This window comes from Pseudomonas sp. AC242, assembly GCF_979258655.1.
Window position 1 is genome coordinate 2,204,731 of the sequence record NZ_OZ409873.1, and the last position, 23,852, is coordinate 2,228,582.

Annotated in this window: 20 protein-coding genes; 7 read left to right on the forward strand and 13 right to left on the reverse strand. The window is 60.7% G+C overall.

From position 1 onward, the window contains the following. Nucleotides 1–26: 26 nt before the first annotated feature. The gene (locus ACZZ0A_RS10055) at nucleotides 27–926 is read right to left on the reverse strand and encodes a LysR family transcriptional regulator (RefSeq protein WP_007912202.1); all 900 of its coding nucleotides are present in this window, start codon (nucleotides 924–926) and stop codon (nucleotides 27–29) included. A gap of 98 nt (nucleotides 927–1,024) precedes the next feature. Between ACZZ0A_RS10055 and ACZZ0A_RS10060 the strand changes: the two genes are divergently transcribed. Continuing rightward, on the forward strand, nucleotides 1,025–1,447 hold the full coding sequence (locus ACZZ0A_RS10060) for a VOC family protein (protein ID WP_463542973.1): 423 nt from the start codon (nucleotides 1,025–1,027) through the stop codon (nucleotides 1,445–1,447). Nucleotides 1,448–1,644: 197 nt separating this feature from the next. Here ACZZ0A_RS10060 and ACZZ0A_RS10065 read toward each other — a convergent pair whose 3' ends face one another. Continuing rightward, the gene (locus ACZZ0A_RS10065; protein ID WP_007912199.1) at nucleotides 1,645–2,955 is read right to left on the reverse strand and encodes an MFS transporter; all 1,311 of its coding nucleotides are present in this window, start codon (nucleotides 2,953–2,955) and stop codon (nucleotides 1,645–1,647) included. 171 nt (nucleotides 2,956–3,126) lie between these two features. On the opposite strand from ACZZ0A_RS10065, the gene ACZZ0A_RS10070 reads away from it, so the two are divergent. The 4 genes from ACZZ0A_RS10070 to ACZZ0A_RS10085 all read left to right on the forward strand — a co-directional run bounded on the left by ACZZ0A_RS10070 (nucleotide 3,127) and on the right by ACZZ0A_RS10085 (nucleotide 8,779). Continuing rightward, complete coding sequence (locus tag ACZZ0A_RS10070) at nucleotides 3,127–4,248, forward strand: sugar diacid recognition domain-containing protein (RefSeq protein ID WP_463542974.1); 1,122 nt, start codon at nucleotides 3,127–3,129, stop codon at nucleotides 4,246–4,248. Nucleotides 4,249–4,494: 246 nt separating this feature from the next. Continuing rightward, the gene (locus ACZZ0A_RS10075) at nucleotides 4,495–5,634 is read left to right on the forward strand and encodes a glycerate kinase (RefSeq protein ID WP_007912195.1); all 1,140 of its coding nucleotides are present in this window, start codon (nucleotides 4,495–4,497) and stop codon (nucleotides 5,632–5,634) included. Nucleotides 5,635–5,924: 290 nt separating this feature from the next. Continuing rightward, on the forward strand, nucleotides 5,925–7,550 hold the full coding sequence (locus ACZZ0A_RS10080; protein WP_463542975.1) for a methyl-accepting chemotaxis protein: 1,626 nt from the start codon (nucleotides 5,925–5,927) through the stop codon (nucleotides 7,548–7,550). A 41-nt stretch (nucleotides 7,551–7,591) separates the two neighbouring features. Beyond that, the gene (locus tag ACZZ0A_RS10085) at nucleotides 7,592–8,779 is read left to right on the forward strand and encodes a pyridoxal phosphate-dependent aminotransferase (RefSeq protein WP_463542976.1); all 1,188 of its coding nucleotides are present in this window, start codon (nucleotides 7,592–7,594) and stop codon (nucleotides 8,777–8,779) included. 143 nt (nucleotides 8,780–8,922) lie between these two features. On the opposite strand, the gene ACZZ0A_RS10090 is transcribed toward ACZZ0A_RS10085, so the two are convergent. From ACZZ0A_RS10090 to ACZZ0A_RS10125, 8 genes are all read right to left on the reverse strand, one after another. Continuing rightward, entirely contained in the window at nucleotides 8,923–9,900 is a 978-nt protein-coding gene (locus ACZZ0A_RS10090; protein ID WP_463542977.1) for a 2-hydroxyacid dehydrogenase, read from the reverse strand. Between the two features lie 13 nt (nucleotides 9,901–9,913). Next, a complete protein-coding gene (locus ACZZ0A_RS10095; RefSeq protein WP_038368553.1) occupies nucleotides 9,914–11,212 on the reverse strand; it encodes an MFS transporter in 1,299 nt (432 codons plus the stop codon). A 59-nt stretch (nucleotides 11,213–11,271) separates the two neighbouring features. After that, complete coding sequence (locus tag ACZZ0A_RS10100) at nucleotides 11,272–12,315, reverse strand: sugar kinase (protein WP_463542978.1); 1,044 nt, start codon at nucleotides 12,313–12,315, stop codon at nucleotides 11,272–11,274. Continuing rightward, the gene (locus tag ACZZ0A_RS10105; RefSeq protein WP_007912182.1) at nucleotides 12,308–13,090 is read right to left on the reverse strand and encodes a sugar phosphate isomerase/epimerase family protein; all 783 of its coding nucleotides are present in this window, start codon (nucleotides 13,088–13,090) and stop codon (nucleotides 12,308–12,310) included. Before ACZZ0A_RS10105 ends, ACZZ0A_RS10100 begins: the two co-directional genes overlap by 8 nt. Nucleotides 13,091–13,264: 174 nt before the next feature. Continuing rightward, nucleotides 13,265–14,293 (reverse strand): LacI family DNA-binding transcriptional regulator, encoded by a 1,029-nt coding sequence (locus tag ACZZ0A_RS10110; RefSeq protein WP_463542979.1) that lies wholly within the window; start codon nucleotides 14,291–14,293, stop codon nucleotides 13,265–13,267. Nucleotides 14,294–14,434: 141 nt separating this feature from the next. Further along, nucleotides 14,435–15,076: a DUF1345 domain-containing protein gene (locus ACZZ0A_RS10115; protein ID WP_007912177.1), complete on the reverse strand. Its 642-nt coding sequence runs from the start codon at nucleotides 15,074–15,076 to the stop codon at nucleotides 14,435–14,437. A 141-nt stretch (nucleotides 15,077–15,217) separates the two neighbouring features. Then, on the reverse strand, nucleotides 15,218–18,316 hold the full coding sequence (locus ACZZ0A_RS10120) for an efflux RND transporter permease subunit (RefSeq protein ID WP_007912175.1): 3,099 nt from the start codon (nucleotides 18,314–18,316) through the stop codon (nucleotides 15,218–15,220). Between the two features lie 15 nt (nucleotides 18,317–18,331). Further along, nucleotides 18,332–19,489 (reverse strand): efflux RND transporter periplasmic adaptor subunit, encoded by a 1,158-nt coding sequence (locus ACZZ0A_RS10125; RefSeq protein WP_007912173.1) that lies wholly within the window; start codon nucleotides 19,487–19,489, stop codon nucleotides 18,332–18,334. A gap of 265 nt (nucleotides 19,490–19,754) precedes the next feature. Between ACZZ0A_RS10125 and ACZZ0A_RS10130 the strand changes: the two genes are divergently transcribed. Together ACZZ0A_RS10130 and ACZZ0A_RS10135 are read left to right on the forward strand one after the other, a co-directional pair. After that, nucleotides 19,755–20,456 (forward strand): response regulator, encoded by a 702-nt coding sequence (locus ACZZ0A_RS10130; RefSeq protein WP_007912171.1) that lies wholly within the window; start codon nucleotides 19,755–19,757, stop codon nucleotides 20,454–20,456. A 4-nt stretch (nucleotides 20,457–20,460) separates the two neighbouring features. Further along, the gene (locus ACZZ0A_RS10135; protein WP_007912170.1) at nucleotides 20,461–21,762 is read left to right on the forward strand and encodes an ATP-binding protein; all 1,302 of its coding nucleotides are present in this window, start codon (nucleotides 20,461–20,463) and stop codon (nucleotides 21,760–21,762) included. Nucleotides 21,763–21,882: 120 nt separating this feature from the next. Here the strand turns inward: ACZZ0A_RS10135 and pncA are convergent, their stop codons facing one another. The 3 genes from pncA to ACZZ0A_RS10150 are packed head-to-tail and all read right to left on the reverse strand — an operon-like array spanning nucleotide 21,883 to nucleotide 23,796. Beyond that, the gene (gene pncA, locus ACZZ0A_RS10140; protein WP_007912169.1) at nucleotides 21,883–22,509 is read right to left on the reverse strand and encodes a bifunctional nicotinamidase/pyrazinamidase; all 627 of its coding nucleotides are present in this window, start codon (nucleotides 22,507–22,509) and stop codon (nucleotides 21,883–21,885) included. Between the two features lie 43 nt (nucleotides 22,510–22,552). Continuing rightward, on the reverse strand, nucleotides 22,553–23,314 hold the full coding sequence (locus ACZZ0A_RS10145) for an anti-sigma factor family protein (RefSeq protein WP_007912167.1): 762 nt from the start codon (nucleotides 23,312–23,314) through the stop codon (nucleotides 22,553–22,555). After that, nucleotides 23,311–23,796, reverse strand: coding sequence for an RNA polymerase sigma factor (locus ACZZ0A_RS10150; protein WP_414894951.1), 486 nt, complete (start codon nucleotides 23,794–23,796; stop codon nucleotides 23,311–23,313). The genes ACZZ0A_RS10145 and ACZZ0A_RS10150 overlap by 4 nt, the downstream gene beginning before the upstream one ends. Between the last annotated feature and the right edge of the window lie 56 nt (nucleotides 23,797–23,852).

Below are 23,852 nucleotides of genomic sequence, written 5' to 3' on the forward strand. Positions count from 1 at the left end.
CAAAGCACGCAATGGGGAAAAGTGATTTATCGGCTCAGCCCGGTGCAGCGCTCTTGCAGAAACACCTGCAACACTCTGACTCGTTCAGACACTTGAACTCGATGCGGACACAGCAAATTGAACGGCGCAGTTTCCCCGTCCCAATCATCAAACAACGTAACCAACCGCCCCGCGCGGACGTCTTGGGCAATGTCCAGCCAAGCTTTGTAAGCGATGCCATGCCCGGCCAGCGCCCAGCGGCGGGCGACTTCGCCGTCGTCACTGAGGTAGTCACCATGGACCTCGACTTCCAGCGTTTCATCGCCGCGGCTGAAACGCCAGCTGTTGTAGGGTCGGCCATTGCGCAGGTAGAGCAGGGCGCTGTGCTCGCTCAGTTCAGTGGGATGTTGCGGGATACCACGTCGCGCCAGGTAGTCAGGGCTGGCGCAAGCGACGCGCCGGTGTTGCGGCAGAATCGGCAACGCCACCAGCGTCGAATCGCTAGGCACGCCAAAACGCAACGCCACATCGACGGTCTCGCGAAACAGATCGGCATGTCGGTCGTTGAGCAGCAGTTGCAGCTGAACATTCGGATGTTCACGTTTGAAATCGTCGAGCCACGGCAACAACACGTTGCGGCCGAAGTCCGACGGCGCAGCCAGTTGCAACACGCCGCTCAGGCCTTCGTTTTGCTGCTTGATTGCCTGTTCGCCCTCAGCCAGTGCCGCCAGTGCCAGGCGCACGCTTTCAAGATAACGGCGGCCTTCTTCTGTCAGACGAATGCTGCGGGTGGAGCGTGCGAACAAACGGATACCGAGGCGGGTTTCCAGGCGCTTCAGCGCGATACTGGCGGCGGCCGGGGTCAGCTCCAGCGCGCGAGCGGCAGCGGAAATGCTGCCGGCATCGGCAACGCGGACGAAGATCTCCAGATCGAGAATTGAGCTCATTGCTAAAAATCCTTTAAAGATCTTTGCGTTTTTGCGGGATTTTTTCGTGATTGGCAAGGATGGATACTGCAATCAATCAATAATCGCAGGAGAGGCGCATGACCTGGACATTCGATCACCTGGCCTTCAATACCGCTGACGGTCAGACCTTGCAGGACAGTTTCGCCCAGTTGCTCGGGCTCAAGCCGGGCCGTCGTCCGCCGTTTCCGTTTCCCGGGCGTTGGCTGTATCAGGATGAACATGCCGTGGCGCATGTGATTGAGCGGCCGTTGCCGGATGACACGGAATTGAGCCACATCGCGTTTCGTACTGATGAGCCGGCGGAAGCGGTGTTGCAGCGGGTGCGTGACAGTGGTTTGCCGTATCAGTTGGCGCAGGTACCGGGCGAGGGGATCGCGCAGATTTTTGTGCAAATGCCGGGTGGTCTGGTGATTGAGCTGGACGCATTAGAAGCCCCTCACCCTAACCCTCCCGAAACGTCGGACCGCCCGAAGGGAGAGGGGACTGACCGAGGTGTTTGAACGAGCTACGCCGACGTGCAATACCGAATCGAACTCAAATCTTGAAAAGCACCAAAATCGGCTCCCTTTCCCCCTCGCCCCCTTGGGGGAGAGGGCTGGGGTGAGGGGGAAAAGATCTCCAGAACACCACAAAACCCAAGTCGGACACCCAATAAAAAACGGCCCTGAAAAAGGCCGTTCTACTCTGCATCAAAAACTCAAGCCCGCAACGTCCGCGTCATGCGCAACGCAAGCAAACTCCCGCCAACAATCACCCCCGCCAGCAGATACAGCGCGGCATCGGTCGAACCGGTGCTGTCCTTGACCCAACCCACCAGGTACGGACTGAGGAACCCGGCCATCTGCCCCATCGAGTTGATCAACGCTAGCCCACCGGCCGCAGCACCGGCACTCAACATCGCGGTTGGCACCGGCCAGAACATCGGCAGGCCAGTCAGCGCACCCATGGTGGCAATGGTCAGACCGAGAATCGCAATCGCCGGGTTAGCCGCGAAGTTCACCGCAATCACCAGACCGATCGCGCCCATCAGCATTGGCACCACCAAATGCCAGCGACGCTCCTTGCGCAAGTCCGCCGAACGCCCGACCACCAGCATGAACACCGCCGCCAGCAAATACGGAATCGCACTCAGCCAGCCGATCACCAGGTTATCGCTGAAGCCGAGGTTCTTGATGATCGACGGCAGCCAGAAGTTGATCGCGTACACGCCACTCTGGATGCAGAAATAGATCAGGCCAAACGCCCAGATCGCCGGGTTCTTGAACACCGCCAGCAGCGAGTCGGACGTAGTCTTCGGCTTGTTCGCCAAATCTTCCGCCTGATCCGCTTCGAGCACGGCGCGCTCATGCGGGCTCAGCCATTTGGCGTTGGCGAAGCTGTCGCTCAGGAGGAAATAGGCGAGGGCGCCGAGAATGACGGTAGGAATGCCTTGCAGCAGAAACATCCACTGCCAGCCCGCCAAACCACCTTGCCCTGCGGCGAAGTGATTGAGAATCCAGCCAGAGAACGGACTACCGAGCAATCCGGAAACCGGGATCGCCGACATGAACAACGCCATGATCCGGCCACGGCGGAAGGTCGGGAACCACTGCGAGAGGTACAACACGACGCCCGGGAAGAACCCGGCTTCGGCCGCACCGGTGAACAGGCGCAGCGTGTAGAACTCGGTCGGGGTGGTGACGAACAACAGGCAGGTCGACAGCGTGCCCCAAGTGATCATCATCACCGCGATCCAGCGCCGTGGGCCGAATTTGGTCAACGCCAGATTGCTCGGCACGCCACACAGCACGTAGCCGATAAAGAAGATACCGGCCCCGAGGCCGTACACGGTTTCGCTGAATTTCAGCGCGTCGAGCATCTGCAGTTTGGCAAATCCAACGTTGACCCGGTCGAGGTAGTTGAACAAGTAGCAGATGAAAATGAAGGGGATCAAACGCAGGGTGATGCGTTTGTAGACGGCGTTTTTATCGTCATCGATGGTCTGGGTAGCTGCGGCGCTGTGCGACATAGCGGCTCTCTCTTTATTATGATTTTTTGCGATGCAAAGGGTAACGTTGATCGCCCCGAGAGTCTCGGCCACCTTTGGCCGGATTGTCTTTGTGCCTGAGCACAGGGTTTGCCACCAGACCCTGTGCGGGTGAACAACTGCCAGTGCCGAAACTTAAGGATTGCCGCCGTTATGTTCGAACTCGATCACGACCTCGCCCAGGACATCGTCGACCGGGCCATGGCCATTTTGCCCTACAACGTCAACGTCATGGACAGCCAGGGGCTGATCCTCGGCAGCGGCGAACCGGAGCGCATCAACACCCGTCACGAAGGCGCGCAACTGGTGCTGGCCAACGGTCGCGTGGTCGAGATCGACGCGCAGACGGCCGTGCATTTGAAGGGCGTACAACCGGGCATCAACCTGCCGCTGTTACTCGATCAGCGCTTGATCGGCGTGCTCGGCATTACCGGCGAACCGGAGCAACTGCGCACGTATGCGGAACTGGTGCGCATGACCGCCGAAATGCTCGTCGGCCAGCGCAATCAGCAGGCCGAACAGCAATGGCGGCGCCAGCGTTGTGATGATTTGCTCGCGCTGCTGTTGAGCGAGGCGGGTGACTCGCCGCGTCTGGTCGATGAAGCGCAGCAACTCGGGCTTAAACCGCAACTGACGCGGGTGCCGTATCTGTTCGAGCTGGGCCTTGAGCATGGGCCGGGGCAAACCGTCGAGGCGTTGAGTGCCTGGCTGATGTCGCGTTATCCCGATAGCTGGTGCGTGAGTTCGGCGAAGTCATCGCTGCTGTGGTGTCGCCCGGCGAATCAGACCGTCGAGCACGACCGCTTACTGGAAAAACTCGACGGCCTCGGCTGGAAGATTCTGCGCATCGCCGTGGGCGGGCAGGCGGATGGACTGGCCGGGTTACGTCGGTGTTATCGGCGGGTTGGTGATTTGCTCGCCTATGGCCGGGAAGTGTTGCCGCACTCGCGATTGCTGACGCTGAACCGCTATCGCTTGCCGGTGATGTTGTGGCGACATCGCGACGACGATGCGCTGGACGAATTGCTCAAGCCGCTGCGCAAGGTGATCGCCAAGGACGGCAACGGCCAGTTGCTGGCGACGCTGCGCAGTTGGTGCGAGCACGATGGCCAGAGTCAGGCGTGTGCCGATGCGTTGGGGATTCATCGCAACAGTTTGCGCTATCGGATGGAGCGGATCGCTGAACTGAGTGGGGTTGATCCGTTGCGGCTCGATGGGATGTTGGCGCTTTATCTTGGGGTGCAGCTGTTACCCCAGACAGATCTGTCGGCATGAGGTGATTTTGAGGCCGCCATCGCTGGCAAGCCAGCTCCCACAAGGGTTGATGGTGTTCACTACATTTGTGTTCACCGACAATCCCTGTGGGAGCTGGCTTGCCAGCGATGGCGGCCGAACATTCACCGCCACTTTCCCTGTCTTTGTGAAAATGAACAATAAACGCCCCCGCCACTTGTGCAGCGGACCGGCGTCAACGCTCAGGCAGACTGGCAGCATGAGGGGCATTGCAACCGGAGAATTCGCATGAAGATCGTCATCGCCCCCGATTCGTTCAAGGACAGCCTCAGTGCCCAAGGCGTCGCCGAAGCCATTGCCCTCGGCCTTGCTCAGGTCTGGCCGCACGCGACCTTGGTCAAATGCCCAATGGCTGATGGTGGCGAAGGCACGGTCGAATCGATCCTTGCCGCGTGCGAAGGCGAGCTGCGCCGCACCCGCGTGCGCGGCCCTTTGGGCACAGCCGTCGACGCTGCATGGGGCTGGTTGCCGCACAACCACACCGCAATCATTGAAATGGCCGAGGCCAGCGGCTTGCAATTGGTACCGCTGGGGCAGCGCGATGCCTGCATCAGCAGCACTTTCGGTACCGGCGAACTGATTCGCGCAGCGCTGGATGCCGGCGCGCAACGGGTGATTCTGGCGATTGGTGGCAGCGCGACCAATGACGGCGGCGCCGGGGCGGTGCAAGCGTTGGGCGTGAAGTTGCTCGATGCGCAAGGACAGACGTTGGTACCCGGCGGCTTGGCCTTGGCGCAACTGGCGCGTGTCGATTTGAGCGAACTTGACCCGCGACTGGCGCACGTGCGCTTCGATATCGCAGCGGACGTCAATAACCCACTCTGCGGTCCGCACGGAGCTTCCGTGATTTTCGGCCCGCAGAAAGGTGCCTCACCGGCGCAAGTGCAGCAACTCGATCAGGCCTTGGGGCACTTCGCCGAACTGTGCGCACAAGCGTTGGGCAAAGACGTTCGTGATGAGCCGGGCAGCGGCGCGGCAGGTGGTTTGGGGTTTGCGGCCAAGGCCTTCCTCAGTGCGCAATTTCAAGCCGGGGTGGAAGTGGTTGCCGAACTGGTCGGCCTCGCCGAAGCCGTCAAAGGTGCCGATCTGGTGATCACCGGGGAAGGGCGCTTCGATGCCCAGACCTTGCGTGGCAAGACGCCGTTCGGCGTTGCGCGGATTGCCAAACGGCATGACGTGCCAGTGATTGTCATTGCCGGTACTTTGGGCGAGGGTTACCAAGAACTCTACGAGCACGGCATCGACGCGGCATTCGCTGTGACCAGCGGCCCGATGTCCCTGGAACAGGCCTGCGCCGAAGCACCGCGCCTGTTGCGTGAACGCGCGACGGACATCGCCCGTGTCTGGCAGCTCGCTATCGACCGCTGAGCCTGATCAGCTGCCGAAGGCTGTGATCTTTTGATACTGCTTTTAAACGTCAAAAGATCGCAGCCTCGTTCCACTCGACAGCTCCTACACAAAACAACCAACTGTGTTTCATTGCTGTAACACCCTGAAAAATAGTTGCTCTTGACCCGCAATCTTCCTAAAGCCTGGCCGATACAGCTAACAGGCGCGCACATAACTTCCTAAAACAGTGACGCCGGACTGGACCCGCCCCCCTCGGGCCAGTGATGACGCATGGACGCTCGTAGTTTCTATCTTTCGAGAGCTCAACTATGTCCCTGCGTAACCTGAATATCGCGCCCCGTGCCTTCCTCGGTTTTGCCTTTATCGCCTTGCTGGTGATCGTGCTCGGCGTGTTCGCCGTCAACCGCATGTCGATCATCCGTCAGGCGTCCGTCGAGATGGATTCGACGCAACTTCCCAGCGTGACGCAACTTGCCGTAGTGACAGAAAACGTTCTGCGTCTGCGGATTCTGTCGTTCCGCGTGCTGGTCAACCGCGAAGCGGCCGGGTTGCAGGAAGCGCAGACTCGCATCGGCGTTCTGGTCGACAAGGTTCGCGCCGCCCAGGCCAGTTACGCCGCACTGCCGGCCGGCCCGGAAGAACGGGCGTTGTACCAGAGCTTCGCCACCACGCTGGACAACTACCTGCAAGCGCAGAACCAGATGATGGAGCTGTCGCGTCAGGACAAACTCGACGAGATGCGTGCCCTGATCAACACGCGGATCAAGGACGGCACCGACCAGATGGGCGAACAGCTCAACAAGCTGATAGCGATGAACGCCGCCGATGCCAAAGCCGCGTCGATTCAGGCCGGCCAATATTATGACAGCGCCATCACCGGCATCATTATCGTCGCTGTTTTCGCAGCCGTTGCCACGGTGCTACTGGCCTGGCTGCTGACCCGCAGCATCGTCACGCCGCTGAACCGTGCCGTGCAGGCCGCGCAAACCATTGCTGACGGCAACCTCAGCAAAGTCATCGAAATCGACGGCAAGGACGAAGCGACGCAGTTGCTGCAGGCGCTGGCCACCATGCAGAGCAACCTGCGCAAAACCATCGAGCAGATCGCCGGCTCCGCCACGCAACTGGGCGCCGCAGCCGAAGAACTCAGCGCGGTGACTGAAGAAGCCTCCCGTGGCCTGCAGCAGCAGAACAACGAAATCGAGCAAGCCGCCACCGCTGTCAACGAGATGACCGCCGCCGTCGAGGAAGTCGCGCGCAACGCCGTGTCGACCTCGGAAGCCTCGAACCAGTCGACCCACGCCGCCCGCGAAGGCCGCGATCAAGTAGTGAAAACCGTCGACGCCATCCAGACCATGACCCACGACGTGCAGAACACCGCACAGATGATCGAAGGTCTCGCCGCGCAGGGCCGTGACATCGGCAAAGTGCTCGATGTGATCCGCGCCATCGCCGAACAGACCAACCTGCTGGCGCTCAACGCCGCGATCGAAGCAGCGCGTGCCGGTGAAGCAGGGCGGGGTTTTGCCGTGGTCGCAGACGAAGTGCGGGCATTGGCCCATCGCACCGCGCAGTCGACCCAAGAGATTGAAAAAATGGTCGCCGGCATTCAGAACGGCACGGGCGAAGCGGTTTCCTCGATGCAGCAAAGCAACCAGCGCACCCAGACCACCCTGGAAATGGCCCGCGCGGCCGGCGTGGCGCTAGAGCAGATCACCCAGTCGATTCACCAAATCAACGAGCGCAACCTGGTGATTGCCAGCGCCTCGGAAGAACAGGCGCAAGTCTCGCGCGAGGTCGACCGCAACCTGGTCAACATCCGCGATCTGGCCACGCAATCGGCCGCCGGGGCCAACCAGACCAGCGCCGCGACCCACGAATTGTCGCGTCTGGCGGTGGATTTGAACGCCATGGTGGCGCGTTTCGTGATTTGAGATACGGTGAAGGCTGGAAACCGCGCAATCAGGAGACGTACATGCGCTATTCAGCCTTGACCCAACGAATCGCCGGAGAAGGAGCCGCCGCCTGGCAGATTCACGACCGAGCGCTGGAGTTGCGCGCCGAGGGTGTCGATATCCTGCTGCTGAGCATTGGCGATCCGGATTTCGATACACCTCTGCCAATTGTTCACGGCGCGATCGACAGCTTGTTGGCCGGCGATACCCATTATTCCGAAGTACGCGGTCGTTTGGCACTGCGCACGCTGATTGCCGAACGCCATCGTCGGCGCAGCGGGCAAACGGTCGATGCTGACCATGTGATCGTCATGCCCGGTGCGCAATGCGCGGTGTATTCGGTGGCGCAATGCTTGCTGGATCCGGGCGATGAAGTCATCGTCGCTGAGCCGATGTATGTCACCTACGAAGGCGTGTTTGGCGCTTGCGGCGCGACAGTGGTGCCGGTGCCGGTGCGCCCGGAAAACGGCTTTCGCGTCGACCCGGCCGATGTCGCTGCGCGGATCACGCCGAAAACCCGCGCCATGCTGCTCAACAGTCCGAACAATCCCAGCGGCGCGAGCCTGTCACTGCTGATCTGGCAGGAACTGGCGGCGCTCTGCGTGCGGCATGACTTGTGGCTGATCAGCGACGAGGTCTACAGCGAACTGCTCTATGAAGGTCAGCACGTCAGCCCGGCGAGTTTGCCGGGCATGGCCGAACGCACGGCGACGATCAACAGCCTGTCGAAGTCCCACGCCATGACCGGCTGGCGCATCGGCTGGATGATCGGGCCGACATCGCTGGCCGAGCATTTAGTCAATTTGTCGCTGAGCATGTTGTTCGGGTTGCCGGATTTTGTGCAGAAAGCCGCAGAGATTGCGTTGCAGTCAGACCTGCCGGAAGTGACGCAAATGCGCGAGGAATATCGCCTGCGCCGGGATCTGGTCTGCGAACGTTTGCAGGGTTGTCCGGGGTTGTACCCGATTCGCCCGGATGGCGGCATGTTTGTGATGGTCGATGTGCGCCAGACCGGGCTGGGCGCCCAGGCGTTTGCCGAGCGGTTGCTGGAGGGTTATGGCGTGTCGGTGCTGGCCGGTGAGGCGTTCGGGCCGAGTGCGGCAGGGCATATTCGTATTGGTTTGGTGCTGGACCGGGTGAAACTGGCGGATGCCTGTGCGCGGATTGCGCTTTGCGCGGCGCAGTTGTTACAAGCGCGCAGTGCTTGATGGTTTTGTCTTGCCTGCACTGGCCCCATCGCTGGCAAGCCAGCTCCCACAGTGATTTGAGGTGGACATGATATTTGTGTCCGCTCGAGAACCCTGTGGGAGCTGGCTTGCCAGCGATTGGGCCAGAACAGGCACTGAAGATCTCAGCCCTGCCAGGCCGATGGATTCACCAGATTCGCCGGCTTCTCTCCCTTCAACGCCGCCAACAGATTCTCCACCGCACAGCGCGCCATCGCTTCGCGCGTCTCATGCGTCGCCGAGCCCATGTGCGGTGTCGCCACCACATTATTCAGCTGCAACAGCGGCGAATCATGGTTCAGCGGCTCACGCTCAAACACATCCAGCCCCGCCGCACGAATCCGTTGATGACGCAGCGCCTCAATCATCGCCGCCTCATCGACCACCTTGCCCCGCGAGATATTGATGAAGATGCTGTCCGGGCGCATCAGTGCGAACTGCTCGGCGCCGATCAAGCCTTCCGTCTGTGCTGTCAGCGGCAAAGTCAGGCAAATGAAATCAGCCTGCTGTAACAATTCTTCGAGGCTTCGATACTGCGCATCAAATCGCGCCTCGACCGCCGGTTTGCGCGACTGGCTGTGATAGATCACCGGCATGCCGAACCCGAAATGCCCACGCTGCGCCAGCGCTTCGCCGATGCGGCCCATGCCGATAATCCCCAGCGTCTTGCCATGTACATCGGTGCCGAAATGCGTCGGACCGATGTTGCGGCTCCATTGGCCGCTGCGCACCATGTTCGCCAGTTCCACCACACGCCGGGCAGCCGCGAGGATCAGCGCGAAACCGGTGTCGGCGGTGGTTTCGGTAAGCACGTCCGGGGTGTTGCTCAGGAGGATCTGGCGTTGGTTCAGGTAATCGATGTCGTAGTTGTCGACGCCCACCGAGACGCTGGCGATGGCTTGCAGTTGCGGCGCCAGATCCAATAACGCCGCATCAAGTTTCAGGCTGGCGCCGAGCAAACCGTGGGCACGGGGCAGGGCGTCGCGCAGTTGCATGAGACCGTCGGCGTCGAGGCTGTCGATCAGCGTCACTTCGCACTGCTCTTGCAGACGCGCCATCAGCGCGGGCGAAAGTTTCTTGTACAACACGACCTGTTTTTTCATGGCAAAAGTCTCTTCAGGAATGCGCTGGCACGGCACGCGTGGCAACGGCTTTGGCAACGACGCGATCACTGGCGCCGGGCTTGAGAAAAATAGTCAGCACCACCGACAGCAGCAGCGCGCCGCTCATCAGCAGGTACGAAGCGCCGGGCGAACCGGTGGAGCTGTTCAAGTAACCGACCAGATACGAGCCGCCGAACGAACCGAGCGCGCCCATGCTGTTGATCAGCGCCATCGCGCCACCGGCAACGTTGGCCGGGAGAATCTCCGGGACGATGGCAAAGAACGGCCCGTAAGGTGCGTACATGCAGGCGCCGGCAATCACCAGCAGCGTGTACGACCACCAGAAATGTTCAGCGCCCAGTGCGTAAGAACCGTAAAACGCAATGGACGCGATCAGCAGCGGCGGCCAGACAAAACGTTTGCGCTTCTGCAACTTGTCCGAACCCCACGACACCACGAGCATGCCGATCACCGCCGCCAGATACGGCAGCGCCGACAGCCATCCGGCCTCGATCATGTCCATTTGTGCGCCGGCCTTGAGGATCGACGGCAGCCACAACACAAAGCCGTAAACGCCGATGCTCCAGCAGAAAAACTGCAGCGCGAGAATGATCACCTTCGGCGAACGGAAGGCCTCGGCGTAGTTTTTCACCGCTTTGATGCCGACCTGTTCGGCAGCGAGTGCGCTTTCCAGATCGTGCTTTTCCTGATCATTGAGCCACTTCGCCTGAGCCGGACGATCATCGGCCAGACGCCACCAGATAAACGCCCAGAGCACCGCCGGCAAACCTTCGATGATGAACATCCAGCGCCAACTGAAATGCTGCACCAGATAACCCGAGACCACTGACATCCACAGCATGGTCACCGGGTTGCCGAGGATCAGAAAAGTGTTGGCCCGCGAGCGTTCGGCACGGGTGAACCAGTGGCACAGGTAGACCAGCATTGCCGGCATGACAGCGGCTTCGACGACACCGAGCATGAAGCGGATGACGATCAGCCAATAGGCATTGGAGACCACGCCGGTCAACGTGGCGAGACCGCCCCAGAGAATCAGGCTGACGAAAATCAGTTTCTTCACGCTGTGTTTTTGCGCGTAGATCGCCCCCGGCACCTGGAAGAAAAAGTAACCGAGGAAGAACAGTGCACCGAGCAGCGATGACAGGCCCGGGGTAATCATCAGGTCTTCGGCCATGCCCGAGGCGGCGGCAAAACCGTAGTTGGCGCGATCGAGATACGCCAGGCTGTAGGTGATGAACACGATCGGCATGATGTACCACCAGCGGCGGGTGGCGAGGGTTGCGGTTTTCATGGGTCTTGCTCCTGAGCTTGTTGTTTTTGTCGCAGCAGGTTCAATAAATCGGTTGCCTGTCAGGGCCTCATCGCTGGCAAGCCAGCTCCCACAGGGATCTCGGGTATGTCAAAGATTGTATTTCCACCACCAACCCTTGTGGGAGCTGGCTTGCCAGCGATGGCGGCCTCAAATTCGCTGAAGAGTTCGGCCCGGGTTGGAAGGCCCTCCATATCCCCGCGACTCTGCACCGCCCGACTGCCAATCCAGTTCGCGCGCTGCACCGCCTCGGCAAAACCCTGATGCTCCAGCAGGGCGCTGATCATCCCCACCGCAAAGCCGTCACCGGCACCGACCGTGTCGACGACATTGGTCACCGGCACACCCGCGACAAAACCCTGATCCAGATGCGTTCGGTAATACGCACCCTGCGGGCCAAGTTTGATCGCCACCGCTTCGGCACCTTGATCGAGATAAAACGCAGCAATGTCCGCCGGGTCTTCGAAACCGGTCAGCAAACGGCCTTCACTCAAACCCGGCAGCACCCAATGGGCGAGGGCGGCGAGGCGGTTGATCTCGGTGATCATTTCGCGCTCGCTGGCCCACAGGCTCGGGCGCAGATTGGGGTCGAAGGACACGCTGCGCCCGGCATTGCGCATGCGTGTCATCAGTTCAAAGGACATCTCCCGCGTCGAGGCTGAGAGCGCCGGTGGGATGCCCGTGGCATGCAGATGACGAGCGCTTAGCAGATTGGTCGTAATCGACTGCGGCGACAAATGACTGGCCGCCGAACCGCGCCGGAAATACTCGACCTGCGGATCGCTGCCATCGTCATTGCGGGACTTGAACTGGAAACCGGTCGGGTGTTGTTTATCGACATCGACATGGCTGCAATCCAGGCCTTCCTTCATCAAGGTCTGCACCACAAAGCGCCCGAGCGAATCGTTACCGACGCGGCTCAGCCATGCGACGTTGAAACCCAGACGCGAAAGCCCGATGGCGACATTGCTGTCAGCCCCGGCGATGCGCTTGTGGAAGTGCTCGACGGCGGCCAGATCACCGGTCTGCTCAGCGACCAGCATCGCCATGGTTTCACCGAACGAGAGAATATCGATCTCAGACATGAGCAGGCTCCAGGCGGGATTGGCCGAGGCGGGCGAGGGCGGCGACGTGCTCGCTGGTCAGTTGCACCAGATCTTCGCCCTGCAATGGGTATTCGGCGGCGCGCATAACGCCTTGGGCCATGTGCCGCAACAGTTGTTCCCACAGGTGTAAGTCGCTGATGGCGGGAGGCACCGCGACCAGTTTGCCGTCAGCGCGACGGGCCACGGCTTTGCAATGCACATAACCGACATATCGGCCGAGCAGGCGGGCGGCGCTGGCGGCGGACTGGTCTTGCCACTGCCAGTTGCCGATGTCGAAAGTCATTTTGATTGGCAGGTTGTGCTGCTCGACGGCAGCGAAGAAACGCTGAAATGGCTCGATGCGCCCGCCGTGTAAAGTCTGGTCGTTTTCCACCAGCAACTGCACTGGGCTGCGTTTCAAACGCTCGGCCAAAGTTTGCAGATCGTTGGTGTCGGTGAAGTAGCCGAGAGAAACCTTGAGCCACTTTGAGCCGAATGCTTCGGCCTGTTGCAGCGCGGTGATCAACTCGGGATTAGGCTGCGCCTGCCCGGCCAGCCACAGTTCGGTGGGGGAGGAATAGATGCTTTGCAGGCCCTGCGCCTCGGAGGCCTGAGCCAGTTGCGCAGGGTCTTCACGCGTCAGCAGCTCTTCGCGCCACTCGATGCGATTGGCCCCGGCCGCAGCCAGAACAGCGATGAAAGCATCCTGCCCGCGCTGGCGCACAAGCTCGGCGCCGTAGCTGGACAGACTGATGGAAACGGCGGGTTTATTCATTGTTATTGACCTCTGAAACCGGTTTCATTTTTGTTCAAAAAAATATCAGGTGTTTCTGTGTTGTCCTTTTGGGCCTCATCGCTGGCAAGCCAGCTCCCGCAGTGTTCGGGTCGTACACAAGGCTTGGTACACCTCTAAACCTGTGGGAGCTGGCTTGCCAGCGATAGCGTCAGCTCAAGCACCGCCAACCTCACGGGTAGACCCCCGCTCAATCAACACCGGCGCAAAATCCACCACCCGCGCCATCTCATCATCCCCACGCAAGCGCTTGAGCAGACACTCAAACGCCCGCGCACCCATCTCTGCCGTCGGCTGAGCCAGCGCGGTAATCCCGCTGCCCACCAACGGATACCAATCCAGTTCATCCAGGGCAATCAGCCCGACGTCCTCGAACAATCGGCAACCCATTTGCCGTAACGCAGTCGTCGCAGCCAGCGCCGCTACGCCATTGGCGCAAAACAGCGCTTTCGGACCATTACCGGGTGTGTTTAAAAAGGTTTGAAGTTGCGCGTTCAGAGCGTCGCCGGTTTCCAGCACCGCCCCGGTCAGGGCCGACCGCTGGGCAATCTGTGCCTGAAAGCTGCTGACCCGTTCGATTCGCGAACTGGTGCCGTCAAAGGGTTCAGTCACCAGCACCAGATCCCGATAACCACGTTGCTGCAGATGCGTAAGCGCCATTTCCACAGCTTGCGGGTTGTTCAGTCCGACCATGTCGCTGTCGAGCCCGTCGACCTTGCGATCCACCAGCACCAGCGGCATCTCGCGGCGCAACTCATGCAACTCGTCACGATGATGGCCCAGCGTGTTCACGATCAGCCCCTCGATGTTGTAAGAGCGCAACAGCGCCAAGTGCTGGCGTTCCTGCTCGTCATCGCGGTCGGTGTTGCACACCACCAGGCTGTAGCCGTGCGCACGGCACGCGGTTTCCACCCCGTGCATTACGGCGATCGAATAAGGGTTGCGGATATCGGCCACCAGCATGCCGATCAGGCGTGTACGCCCACGTTTCAGGCCGCGAGCCATCTGGTTGGGGCGATAGCCGAGCTCCGCGATGGCCTGCTCGATGCGCAGGGCAATGGTATCGGAGAGCAGGGCGCGGTCCTCGCCGATGAAGCGCGAGACGCTGGCTTTGGACACGCCAGCGCGTTCGGCGACATCAAGCATGGTCACGCGGCTGCGCTGGGCGGCGGAGAAGTCGTTCACGGTCTGAAACCTTGTTATTGGATTTATAGGCTCAACGTCTGCATGCAGCGCTGAAACCGGTTTCAGGAAACACCAAAAACAAATCTTCCGTCAAGTGAATGATCACCAGCGGTCTTTGTGTCGCCGACGGGCGGGATCGCGTCAGCCGAACAAACCCGCGGCGATATTGATCGAAAATCCCAGAATCGCGGTGTTGAACACGAAGCCGATCAACGATTGCGCCAGTACGATTTTGCGGATATCGCGGGTGGCCACGCCGACATCTGCAGTCTGCACGGCGACGCCGATGGTGAAGGAGAAGTACAAGAAGTCCCAATAGTTGGGGGTAGTCAGCCCCTCGGCGAAGCGCAACGCCGGCTCTTTGCCATTCCAGGTGTAATACAACCTGGCGTAGTGCACGCAGAAAATCACCCCGATCAGCAGCCACGAGCCGATCACCGTCAGCGCGGTGAAACCGTAGTGCAGCAGTTTGCGCGTGGTTTCGAGGTCCTTGCTGCCAGCCAGCTCGAAGGTGATGGTCGCCAAACTCGCCAGCGCGGCGATGCACACCACGAACAGCACCAGCCCGGCATTTTCGTCTTCGACTTCAGCGATGCGTTTGACGTCCGGAGCCTTGGCGCGCACGGTCAGCCAGAACATCAGGATCAGGTAAGTCCAGACGCCAGCGTTCCAGCCGATGAGGATTTTGCTGACGATGGAATCGGCGGGGACCAGGAGACCGGTGGCAAGGCCGAGGAGGGCGGCGGCAGACAGGCGAGGGTGGGTGCGAGCGAGGAAGCGCATGGGGACTCACGTTGGTGAACTGTCTCTGCACCATAGCGTACGCAACCCTGCTTTTGTAGGAGCTGCCGAAGACTGCGATCTTTTGATCTTCTAAAAGCAAAGTCAAAAGATCGCAGCCTGCGGCAGCTCCTACAGTTTGGATCAGTGGGGTTTGGTGAATCGTTGTACGAGTTTCATGACCACGACGAAGAAGACAGGCACGAAGATCACCGCCAGCGTTGCGGTAATCATCCCGCCGATCACGCCAGTACCGATCGCCTGTTGGCTCGCCGAGCTGGCGCCGGTGGCAATGGCCAATGGCACCACGCCAAGAATGAACGCCAGCGACGTCATCACGATCGGCCGCAGACGCAAACGCGCCGCCTGCAACGTTGCATCGATCAGGTCGTGACCTTCGTCATACAGGCTCTTGGCGAACTCGATGATCAGGATCGCGTTCTTCGCCGACAGACCGATGATGGTGATCAGGCCAACCTTGAAGAACACATCATTGGGCATCCCGCGCAACGTCACCGCCAGTACCGCGCCGAGCACACCCAGCGGCACCACCAGCAACACCGAAGTCGGAATCGACCAGCTCTCGTACAGCGCCGCCAGACACAGGAACACCACCAGCAGCGACAGACCGAGCAGGATCGGCGCCTGATTGCCAGACAAGCGTTCCTGCAACGACAGGCCGGTCCATTCCTGACCCAGACCTTTCGGCCCCTGTGCAACGAGACGTTCGATTTCCGCCATGGCTTCGCCGGTACTGTGCCCCGGTGACGGTTCACCGGAAATCGCAATCGCCGGATAGCCGTTGTAACGGGTCAACTGCGCCGGGCCCTGAATCCAGTTGGCCTGTACGAATGCAGACAGCGGCACCATGTGCCCGGCGTTGTTGCGCACGTGCATTTTCAGCAGATCGGCCACCTGGCTACGTTGATCACCTTCGGCTTGCACGACAACGCGCTGCATGCGCCCCTGATTGGGGAAGTCGTTGATGTAGCTGGAGCCGACCGCAGTGGACAGCACGTTGCCGATGTCGGCAAACGAGACGCCCAGGGCATTGGCCTGTTTACGATCCACGACCAATTGCACCTGCGGCGCTTCGGCCAGTGCGCTTTCACGCACGTTCATCAGCACTTTGCTCTTCTCGGCGGCCGCGAGCAGTTCAGTTCGCGCCTGCATCAAGGTCGCATGGCCAAGACCACCGCGATCCTGCAAGCGGAACTCGAACCCGCTGGACGTGCCGAGGCCATCCACGGGCGGTGGCAGTACCGAGAACGCCATGGCGTCCTTGATTTCACTCAGCGCGATGTTGGCGCGATCAGCAATCGAGCTGGCGGAATCATCACTGCCACGCTGTGACCAGTCCTTCAGCGTCGAGAATGCCAAAGCCGCGTTCTGGCCACTACCGGAGAAGCTGAAACCGAGAATCACCACACTGTCACTGATCCCTGGCTCGCCGGCGTTATGTGCCTCAAGCTGTTCAGCCACCGCCACCGTACGATTCTTGGTGGCGCCGGGCGGCAGTTGAATGTCGGTGATGGTGTAACCCTGATCTTCCACCGGCAGGAACGAAGAGGGCAGGCGCGCGAAGCACAGACCCAACCCGATCAGCAGCACCACGTAGATCAGCAGATAACGACCGCTGCGTTTCAGCGCATAGCCGACCCAGCCCTGATAACGATCGGTCAGGCGCTCGAAGCGGCGGTTGAACCAGCCGAAGAACCCGGACTTTTCATGATGCTCACCCTTGGCAATCGGCTTGAGCAGTGTCGCGCACAGTGCCGGCGTGAGGGTCAGGGCGAGGAACGCCGAGAACAGAATCGACGTCGCCATCGATAGCGAGAACTGCTGGTAAATCACCCCGACCGAACCTTGCATGAACGCCATCGGAATAAACACCGCGACCAGCACCAGGGTGATGCCGATGATCGCGCCGGTGATCTGCGTCATCGCCTTGCGCGTGGCTTCCTTGGGCGACAGGCCCTCGGTGGCCATGATCCGTTCGACGTTCTCCACCACGACAATCGCGTCGTCCACCAGAATGCCGATGGCCAGCACCATGCCGAACATGGTCAGCACGTTGATCGAGAAGCCCAGCGCGAGCATGGTCGCGAATGTACCCATCAACGCCACTGGCACCACCAGTGTCGGGATCAGCGTGTAACGCACGTTCTGCAGGAACAGGAACATCACCGCGAACACCAGCAACATCGCTTCGCCCAAGGTGTAAACCACTTTGGTGATCGAGACTTTGACGAACGGCGAGGTGTCGTACGGAATCTTGTATTCCACGCCCGCCGGGAAGTAGCGCGCCAGCTCATCCATCTTCGCCCGCACCAGGGTCGCGGTGTTCAGCGCATTGGCACCGGGCGACAGCTGCACGCCGACAGCGGTCGACGGTTTGCCATTGAGGCGCGTGCCGAACTGATATTCCTGGCTGCCAATTTCGACCCGCGCGACGTCACCGATGCGCACGGTCGAGCCGTCGCGATTGGCTTTCAGCACGATGTCGGCGAACTCTTGCGGCGTCGACAACTGACCCTTTACCAGAATGGTCGCGGTGATTTCCTGGTTCGACGGATTGGGCAGGTCGCCGATGCTGCCGGCGGAGACCTGAGCGTTTTGCGCGACGATGGCTTCATTGACGTCAGCCGGCGTCAGGTTGAAAGCGATCAGCTTCTGCGGATCGATCCAGATGCGCATGGCCCGCTCGGCGCCATACAACTGCGCCTTGCCGACGCCCTCCAGACGCTTGATCTCGTTCATCACGTTGCGCGCCAGATAATCACTGAGCGCCACGTCATCGAGCTTGCCGTCGCTGGACGTCAGGGTGATCAGCAAGAGAAAACCGGACGAAACTTTTTCGACCTGCAGACCTTGCTGATTCACCGCTTGCGGCAAGCGCGACTCGACCACTTTCAGACGGTTTTGCACGTCAACCTGCGCCAGCTCCGGGTTGGTGCCCGGCTGGAACGTGGCTTTGATCGTCGCGCTGCCGAGGCTGCTTTGCGATTCGAAGTACAGCAGGTGATCGGCGCCGTTGAGCTCTTCCTCGATCAGGCTGACCACACTTTCATCGACGGTCTGCGCCGAGGCGCCGGGATACACGGCGTAGATTTCGATCTGCGGCGGGGCGACATCGGGATACTGCGCCACCGGCAACTGCGGGATGGCCAGCGCACCGGCCAACAGGATGAACAATGCGACGACCCAGGCAAACACCGGGCGGTCGATAAAGAACTGCGGCATAGAAAAGCGTCCTGCTTACTGACCAGAGGTCTGGGCAAGTGGAAGAGGGGTGTCGTCGATCTGCACGGTTTCGCCGGGACGGGCATGTTGCAGGCCTTCGATGACGATGCGGTCGCCGGGCTTGAGGCCGCCGGTGACGATCCAGCGATTGTTCTGCACCGCGCCCAGTTGCACCGGTTGCTCGGCGACGCGCATTTGCTCATCGACGGTCAGCACTTGGGCAATGCCGGCGCTGTCGCGCTGCACGGCGCGTTGCGGCACGGTGATGCCGTTCTGAATGGTTGCCTGCTCGAGACGCACGCGAATGAAACTGCCCGGCAGCAAATCCAGGTCCGGGTTGGGGAATTCGCTGCGCAGGATGATCTGACCAGTGCCCGGGTCGACGGTGATGTCGCTGAACAGCAGCTTGCCCGGCAGCGGGTAGAGGCTGCCGTCATCCTGAATCAGCGTGGCTTTGACCTGATCCTGACCGACTTCCTGCAACTGCCCGGAGCGGAACGCGCGGCGCAATTCGTTGAGTTCACGGGTCGACTGGGTGAGGTCGGCGTGAATCGGGTTGAGCTGCTGGATCAGCGCCAGTGGTGTGGTTTCGTTCTGCCCGACCAGTGCGCCTTCGGTGACCAGTGCACGACCGACACGCCCGGAAATCGGCGCGGTGACGGTGGCATAACCCAGATTCAGTTTCGCCCGTTCGACGGCCGCCTTGTTGGCCGCAACGTCAGCGGCGGTTTGCCGGGCATTGGCGCGGGCGTTGTCGTAGTCCTGGCCGCTAATGGCTTGGTCGTCGATCAACTGGGCATAGCGCTGCTCTTGCAGTTTGGCCTGGAACGCATTGGCCTCGGCCTTGCGCAGCGCGGCTTCGGCGCTGTCGAGGTCAGCCTTGAACGGTGCAGGGTCGATGCGGAACAGCACGTCGCCCTTTTTCACGTCGCTGCCTTCGCGGAAGGTGCGCTGCAAGACCACTCCGGCCACCCGTGCGCGCACTTCGGCAATTCGCGGCGCGGCGATGCGGCCGCTGAGTTCGCTGCTGAGCGTCAGGGGATGCGCTTCGATCGTCTCGATGCGCACCGTGGCCGGTGGCGTCTGATCCTCTGCCTTCGAGGACGAATCACAGGCGCTCAGTGTCAGCGCCATCGCGATCAGGCCGAGCCCGGCCAGCAGTTTGTTCGACATGTACAACCCCCAATATTGATGTCCGCATCCTACGGGCAGACGCCGAGATTAGCGGTGAAGCTTTGTAGGCGCTGTGTGAAATTGTGTAAGGGTTTTGCTCAGGGATGGGCGAGGGCGTATATCCTTCAGGTCTTGAAATTTATTGCGACAGATAGATAGCTTTCGCGAGCAGGCTCGCTCCCACAAGGAATCGCATTCCAAGTGCGGGAGCGAGCCTGCTCGCGAATGGGCCTTATCAGTCGCCACAGCACTTTCTGGATCACCCATGCCCAACATCCTCCTGGTCGAAGACGACACCGCCCTCGCCGAACTGATTTCCAGCTACCTGGAGCGCAACGGTTATTCCGTCAGCGTGATCGGCCGTGGTGACCACGTGCGCGAACGGGCGCGGGTCAATCCGCCGGATCTGGTGATTCTCGACCTGATGCTGCCCGGCCTCGACGGCCTGCAAGTCTGCCGTTTACTGCGTGCCGATTCAGCGACATTGCCGATCCTGATGCTCACCGCCCGCGACGACAGCCACGATCAGGTTCTGGGCCTGGAAATGGGCGCCGACGATTACGTCACCAAACCTTGCGAACCGCGCGTGTTGCTGGCACGGGTACGCACCTTGTTGCGCCGCAGCAGCCTCGGCGAACCGCTGACCGCCAATGACCGCATCCTCATGGGCAATCTGTGCATCGACCTGTCCGAGCGCACCGTGACCTGGCGTGATCAACCGGTCGAGTTGTCCAGCGGTGAGTACAACCTGCTCGTGGTCCTGGCCCGTCACGCCGGCGAAGTGTTAAGCCGCGATCAGATCCTGCAACGCCTGCGCGGTATCGAATTCAACGGCACTGACCGTTCGGTGGACGTGGCGATTTCCAAGCTGCGCCGCAAGTTCGACGACCACGCCGGCGAAGCGCGCAAGATCAAGACCGTGTGGGGTAAGGGCTATTTGTTCAGCCGTTCCGAGTGGGAATGCTGAGCTGATGTTTCGCATCCTGTTTCGCCTGTATCTGGTGACGATCGTCTCGTACAGCGCGGCGATCTATCTGGTGCCGGATCTGGTGGTCATGGCGTTCCGCGATCGCTTCGTCACCTACAACCTCGACTATTCGCGCGGCCTGCAATCGCTGATTACCCGCCAGTTTCATGCAGTGCCGCATGAGCAGTGGCCGGCGCTGGCGGCGTCGATGGACAAGGATTTCCAGCCGCTGCACATCGTCCTGGCGCGCATCGACGATGCCGAGTTCACCGCCATCGAGCAGCAGCGCCTGCGCCGTGGCGAAAACGTTGTGCGTATCGGCGACTGGGGCTGGCGCACGCTGGCGGTGACGCCGCTGGACGACACCACCGCCGTGCAAATGGTCGTGCCGCCGGATCCGATGGACGTCAATCTGTTGTACTGGAGCATCAACGTGCTGATCGGCGCGAGCCTGCTCGCCTGCCTGCTGATGTGGTTGCGCCCGCACTGGCGTGATCTGGAACGCCTCAAAGGCACCGCCGAACGTTTCGGCAAGGGGCATTTGAGCGAACGCACGAAAATCGCCCAGAGCTCCAACATCGGCAGCCTCGCCAATGTTTTCGACACCATGGCCGGCGATATCGAAAACCTGCTCAATCAGCAACGCGATCTGCTCAACGCCGTGTCCCATGAATTGCGTACACCGCTGACGCGCCTGGATTTCGGCTTGGCGCTGGCTTTGTCCGATGACTTGCCGACCGCCAGCCGCGAGCGCTTGCTGGGACTGGTCGCGCACATTCGCGAGCTGGATGAACTGGTGCTGGAGTTGCTCTCTTACAGCCGCTTGCAGAATCCGGCGCAACTGCCGGAGCAGGTCGAGGTGTCGCTGGACGAGTTCATCGACAGCATTCTGGGCAGTGTCGATGAAGAGCTGGAATCACCGGAGATCGTTATCGACGTGTTGCTGCACGGTCAGCTCGAACGCTTCTCCCTCGACCCACGCCTGACCGCGCGGGCGATCCAGAACCTGCTGCGCAACGCCATGCGCTATTGCGAAAAGCGCATTCAGATTGGTGTGCAGGTCAATGCCGAGGGCTGTGAGATCTGGGTCGATGATGACGGCATCGGTATTCCCGATGACGAGCGGGAGCGGATTTTCGAGCCGTTCTATCGACTGGATCGCAGCCGCGATCGCGCCACCGGCGGGTTTGGCCTGGGCCTGGCGATCAGTCGTCGCGCATTGGAAGCGCAGGGCGGCACGTTGACCGTAGAGTCTTCACCGTTGGGCGGGGCACGCTTCCGGTTGTGGTTGCCCAATAACGCCTGAGCTACATGACGCTGAAAATATCCCTGTGGGAGCGAGCCTGCTCGCGAAGGCGTCGGGTCAGTCAACGCATACTTGGCCGCCTTCGCGAGCAGGCTCGCTCCCAAAGGGGGCTGTGGTTGTTCAGATCAGTTCAGTCGATTGAATCAACCCGACGCCGGCGTCCTGCATCCGTTCAATTGCTGCCGCCAGTGATCCATTCAGATCGATCGCCCGGCACGCATCCAGCACCACGTAGGCATTGAACCCCGCCGCCCGTGCATCCAGCGCCGAAAACATCACGCAGAAATCCAGTGCCAGCCCCACCATGTAGACCGTATCGATCCCGCGCTCTTTGAGGTAGCCGGCCAGCCCAGTGGTGGTTCGGCGATCGGCTTCCAGAAAGGCTGAATAGCTGTCGATATCAGGATTGCAGCCCTTGCGAATGATCAACTGGGCATGAGGCAAGTCGAGTCCCCGGTGAAACTCGGCCCCTGCTGTCGATTGCACACAGTGGTCGGGCCAGAGTGTCTGCTCGCCATAAGGCAACTGGATGACATCGTAGGGCTGGTGTCCGGGATGACTGGAGGCGAATGAGGCATGGCCGGTGGGGTGCCAATCCTGTGCAACGACGACCTGGGTGAACTGACGGGCGAGCCGGTTGATCAGCGGCACAATCAGGTCACCTTCCGGTACTGCCAATTGGCCGCCGGGGGTGAAGTCGTTTTGAACGTCGATAACCAGTAAGGCAGAACGGGAAGAATCAGGCATCGTGGAGTCCTTGAAAAATCACTCACCCAGAATAGTGCAGCATTTATCCGGTGTTTAAACGGCTGTTCAACAGTTTTGCCTTGTCTTCCAGCGCCACCGGGGCGTCGTGTCCGATCAGCATCCACGCGTGTTCACGTTCAGTCCAATACACCACGTTCATCTCACGTCGACGCTCATGGGCCAACGGCTGACTGCCGCGGTTCGAGCGCGTGACACACAGCGCCAACGGCCCATGTTTCGCATCCAGATATACGATCTGCGCGATGGGCACACCGTCGTATTCGAGCATCTGCGCCCGTTTGAACTCGGCACCTTGTAACTTCAACGCGGCAGGTGAAAGATTGAGGCCCAGGCGCGCATCGATCGTGCGCAGTTGTGCCCGTTGTGCGGCGTCGTCGGTGGGCAGATGATCAAGCGTTTGCGGCACGTACAGCGCCATGTAATCAGCCACCAACCCTCGCCAGTTATTCGATTGTGCGGCATGCCAGCCGAGGAACAAGCGGTCGGCCAACACCCCGCCGGCCACTAGCGCTGCGGCGGCGCCAGCGATAAACCAGCGGCGGTTGAAGCCCGGACGCTGCGGTGAAGGCATCGCATCCAGCCGCGCCTGCAGGCGATCGAGCGGCGCCTGTTGCGCCAGTTCGTCATAGGCGTTCTTGTATGGCAGATTGCTGCGGCTGAGCCATTGCACGCGCAGACTCAGCAGCGAGTCTTCAGCAATGGCATTGTCCAGCTGATCGCGGTACTCAGGGTCGAGTTCGCCGTCGAGGTAGGCGACCAGTTGTTCATCCGAAGGCGTGTTCATGAACGGTCTCCTTCGGTGGGTTTAGGCACTGCTTGCAACGGCGGGTATTCGGCGAGTTTCAGCCGTGCGGTGGCCAGGCGACTCATCACCGTACCGATCGGCACTTGCAGGATCTCGGCGACTTCGCGGTAGGACAAGCCTTCGACATAGGCCAGATACACGGTTTCGCGTTGGGTTTCCGGCAGCGCGTCCACTCGGCGAATCACCTGCGCCGCCATCACGTGCGTCTGCGCGGCGTACTCACCGTCGAACGCCAGTTGACCATCGGCATCGACCTGTCCCGTCCCCTGACGCACGCGACGAGCGCGCACTTCGTTGAGCCAGATCGAATGCAGAATGCTCAGCAACCAGCGATCCATGCGCGTGCCGGCCACATACTGACTGGCGCGCTCCAGCGCCCGCACACACGTGGCCTGCACCAGATCCTCGGCCACGTGCCGATTGCGCGACAACAGCAGACCATAGCGCCACAGTCGCGCCAGATGCTGTCCGAGTTCTGTTCTGAATGCCTGATCGTTGACGATGATGACGGCCCTTA